This is a genomic window from Methyloceanibacter sp. (assembly GCF_051306395.1).
Taxonomy (GTDB): Bacteria; Pseudomonadota; Alphaproteobacteria; order Rhizobiales; family Methyloligellaceae; genus Methyloceanibacter.
The window spans coordinates 1-4,034 of record NZ_JBPPND010000090.1 but is presented as its reverse complement, the minus strand read 5'-3'; the positions used below and the strand labels follow the sequence as shown (position 1 = coordinate 4,034).

At 58.5% G+C, this 4,034-nt stretch carries 4 protein-coding genes; 3 read left to right on the top strand and 1 reads right to left on the bottom strand.

The genetic code is table 11. The features are described from left to right. Positions 1–124: 124 nt before the first annotated feature. A complete protein-coding gene (locus tag ACSLE4_RS05240) occupies positions 125–754 on the bottom strand; it encodes a tyrosine-type recombinase/integrase (RefSeq protein ID WP_435903424.1) in 630 nt (209 codons plus the stop codon). A gap of 365 nt (positions 755–1,119) precedes the next feature. On the opposite strand from ACSLE4_RS05240, the gene ACSLE4_RS05235 reads away from it, so the two are divergent. The 3 genes from ACSLE4_RS05235 (at position 1,120) to ACSLE4_RS05225 (ending at position 3,781) form a co-directional block, all read left to right on the top strand. After that, the gene (locus tag ACSLE4_RS05235; RefSeq protein ID WP_435903423.1) at positions 1,120–1,434 is read left to right on the top strand and encodes a co-chaperone GroES; all 315 of its coding nucleotides are present in this window, start codon (positions 1,120–1,122) and stop codon (positions 1,432–1,434) included. A gap of 42 nt (positions 1,435–1,476) precedes the next feature. Then, positions 1,477–3,111, top strand: a complete 1,635-nt coding sequence (groL, locus tag ACSLE4_RS05230) for a chaperonin GroEL (RefSeq protein ID WP_435903422.1) — start codon at positions 1,477–1,479, stop codon at positions 3,109–3,111. A 382-nt stretch (positions 3,112–3,493) separates the two neighbouring features. Next, complete coding sequence (locus ACSLE4_RS05225) at positions 3,494–3,781, top strand: DUF1488 family protein (protein ID WP_435903421.1); 288 nt, start codon at positions 3,494–3,496, stop codon at positions 3,779–3,781. Positions 3,782–4,034: the final 253 nt, after the last annotated feature.

The window sequence follows — 4,034 nt, the reverse complement described above, 5'->3', positions numbered from 1 at the left end:
TCGATTACCGGCGCGGGTGACCCGGGGGCCGCTCCTGCTCGTAAAGCCGAGAAGACAAATTTCCGCTTATGGCACGAAGCAGACTTTATTGATGGGGCAGAGCGCGTCTGCTCTGCCCCATGTTTCAGACGTCGACCCCTTCGGAAATAGCGAGGGCGTCGTCCACTTCGATTCCCAGGTATCTGACGGTGCTCTCGATCTTTGTGTGTCCAAGCAGGAGCTGCACCGCACGGAGATTGCCGGTCCTTCGGTAGATCAAAGTCGCCTTAGTGCGACGCAATGAGTGCGTTCCGAAGAGCGAAGGATCAAGTCCGATGCTGCTGGTCCAGTCCGAAACCAGTCGCGCGTATTGGCGGGTAGTGAGAGATCGCTGATTTGAGCGTCCTGGGAATAGAAACTCTCCGTGGCCCTTGGATCTCTCTGCGAAATAGTCATCAACGGCTTGGCGCGTCTGTTCGGTGAGCTCGAAACGCACAGGCCGGCCGGTCTTCTTCTGGCGAACCGTTGCGCGTTCCATTGCGTAACCATGAGGTGCAACGTCTTCCACCTTCAGGTTTACCAGATCGCAACCCCGTAACTTGCTATCGATCGCGAGATTGAAGAGAGCCAAATCTCTCCTTCGGTTAGAAAGCTGAAGTCGCGTCCGAATGGCCCACACGTGTTTGGGCTGGAGGGGCGGCTTTTGGCCGACTAGCTTGCCCTTGTTCCAAGGTTGGCAAGACAGAGAACAAGCGCTTTTTCCGGTGATTTGCATGGTCAATCTCCTCTCATGAGAGGAGAAAATCCTGCTCCACGCGGCTCAACTCGTCCGCTTCTGGTCAAAAGCCGACCTAAAGCTCGACGTCGTCCGAGGAGGTCCGCTTCGTGCCACTAGCGGACATGAGAGGCGGCACCCGTGAGGACTTAGCCGCACGTCTGAGAAATATAAAAGGGCAACCACGGCCCCCGCTCGCGGCGTCTTATGCGTGCAGCCCGTAGTAAATAAGGTTTGGCTTGTCCGAGCATTGCCTTGCTTTATCGGTCGCATAGGGCCACTTAAGCAGGGGGCTGGCACTCTTCTTCTACGAGTGCCAAAAGCCCGCTCGAACTCCGCTCGCACAAACCTTGAGAGTGACCCCCATGAAATTCAGGCCTCTACATGACCGCGTCGTCATTCGCCGCCTTGAAGGCGAAGAGAAGAGTAAGGGCGGGATCATCATTCCCGACACCGCGAAGGAAAAGCCGCAGGAAGGCGAAGTGGTCGCCGTTGGTCCTGGGGGGCGCGATGAATCTGGCAAGCTCATCCCAATCGATCTCAAGGCAGGCGACCGAGTATTGTTCGGCAAGTGGTCAGGAACAGAAGTGAAGATCGATGGCGAAGAACTCATCATCATGAAGGAATCCGACGTCATGGGGGTGCTCGAAGGCACCAAGGCCAGCAGGAAGGTCGCTTAGGCTCCCCGTAGCCTTCCATCAGTTCAATTTAGGAGAACCAAAATGGCTGCCAAGGACGTCAGATTTTCCACCGACGCGCGCGACAAGATGCTTCGCGGTGTCGATATTCTGGCCAACGCTGTCAGGGTGACACTTGGGCCCAAAGGTCGCAATGTCGTTCTCGACAAGAGCTACGGAGCACCGCGCATTACGAAGGACGGCGTCACCGTCGCCAAGGAGATCGAACTCGAGGACAAGTTCGAGAATATGGGCGTGCAGATGGTGCGCGAAGTGGCGTCAAAAACCAACGAGATGGCTGGTGACGGCACCACGACCGCGACAATACTAGCCCAGGCGATTGTCAAGGAAGGGGTCAAGCTGGTGGCGGCCGGTATGAATCCGATGGACTTGAAGCGCGGCATTGATCTGGCCGTAGCCGAGGTCGTTAAGGACATTGCGCAGCAGGCCAAGAAGGTCAAGTCGTCGGATGAGATTGCCCAGGTCGGTACGGTTGCGGCGAATGGCGAGAAGGCCATCGGCGACATGATCGCCAAGGCCATGCAGAAGGTCGGCAACGAGGGCGTGATCACGGTGGAGGAGGCGAAGGGCCTCGAGAGCGAACTCGAAGTGGTCGAGGGCATGCAGTTCGACCGCGGCTATATCTCGCCCTACTTCATCACCAATGCAGACAAGATGATGACCGAGCTCGAGAGCCCCTACATTTTTATCTACGAGAAGAAACTCTCGAACATGCAATCGCTGCTACCACTGCTTGAGGCAGTCGTCCAAGCAGGCAAGCCGCTCTTGGTCATTGCCGAGGACGTCGAGGGTGAGGCGCTTGCGACACTCGTGGTCAATAAGCTGCGGGGCGGCTTGAAGGTCGCGGCCGTTAAGGCGCCCGGATTTGGCGACCGGCGCAAGGCGATGCTGCAGGATATTGCCGTGCTCACTGGAGGTGAGCTCATCTCCGAGGATCTCGGCATCAAGCTCGAGAACGTGACCTTGCAGATGCTGGGACGCACGAAGCGCGTGACCATAACCAAGGATGACACCACTATTATCCACGGCGCGGGTAAAAAGACTGACATCGAAGCTCGTATTGCTCAGATCAAGCAGCAGATTGAGGACACCACGTCCGACTACGACAAGGAGAAGCTGCAGGAGCGACTGGCCAAGCTCGCTGGCGGCGTCGCCGTGATCAAGGTCGGGGGTTCAAGTGAGATCGAGGTGAAGGAGAGGAAAGACCGCGTCGACGATGCGCTGAACGCGACCCGCGCAGCGGTCGAGGAGGGCATCGTGCCTGGCGGAGGCGTGGCGCTGCTGTGGGCCTCGCGGTCAATCAGGGTCAAGGGCGCCAATGACGACCAGGAGGCGGGCATCAACATCGTCCGCCGGGCATTACAGGCGCCGATTCGGCAGATCGCGGAGAACGCGGGCGTCGAGGGCTCAATCGTGGTCGGCAAGGTGACCGACCAGAAGTCATCCACCTTCGGCTATGACGCCCAGACGGACGAATACGGCGACCTGATCAAGAAAGGCATCATCGACCCGGCCAAGGTTGTGAGGGTTGCCTTACAGGATGCCAGTTCAGTCGCTGGCCTCCTGGTGACAACGGAAGCGATGATTGCCGAAATGCCAAAGAAGGATTCAGGCGCTCCGGCAATGCCGGGCGGTGGTATGGGCGGCATGGATTACTAAGCTCCGGAAAGAAGGCCAAACCCATGAACCTGATTCAATCAATTTGTTGCTTCTTTTCCAGCCGATGTGCCAGCGGAGTTGAGCCGAAGAAGTCGGATCGGGACGGCTCCGTTGAGACCTCCGATGTGGGCAACGCTCCGCCACCACCTCGTCCCGCAACTCCCGAAGTCTCTTCGGGGGATCCGGCGTTGAACGCGCGTTGAGGCCTCGCGACTTGGGCCTAGGCCACCTGGCCTATCTGGCAACCCATTCCAGATGGGCAGCGGTGGGTCTGTGTCGGTGGTGTTAGCTGGCAGAAGGCATGGAGCCTCAGCGGGGCGCGCTCGAGAGGACCAAAGAAGCTACGGCGCCGCGCGTAGATAAGCGATGTAAGGTGGCCGAGATGCCTCTCACGCGCCTCAAGAACGAGTACCTGGAACAGGACGGCGTTCGGTTCCAGATGGAGGATGCGGAAGGTAGCACTGTGGCGTGCAGCGTGAGCCATAAGGCGCTGCGAGATCATGCCGAGCGCGTTCATCTTTCCGGCACAGATGCGGCTGTTTTCGAGGCATATCGTGAACTGATTGAGCAGGCTGCGAGTGATGCTCACGACGCCGAAGGCCCGTTCGATGATAATGGCCGAGTTCTCGTCACCTCCGAGGCTCTCGCGCGGGTGATGCGCAGCGCTTAGTTTCCTGACTTTCGTCTTGCATTTCCGGTTGGACGACTCGTGCCCGTTGGCCCTTTGGAGCGAAAAGTTAGGTCGCGGGCCGAAGCTCCATCAGCTTCGAGGCGTTGGCGCGAACGTCCGCCTTGGGTCGATACTGTCGATAAAGTCAGTTGCGTAAGCGGCTTGGTCCCCCTCGCTGCTGCCAGGCTGAGCTGGTTCTTGCCTTCATCCGCACTCCAACTGGGGTGGCGCACTCGACACCGATGCTACGGGA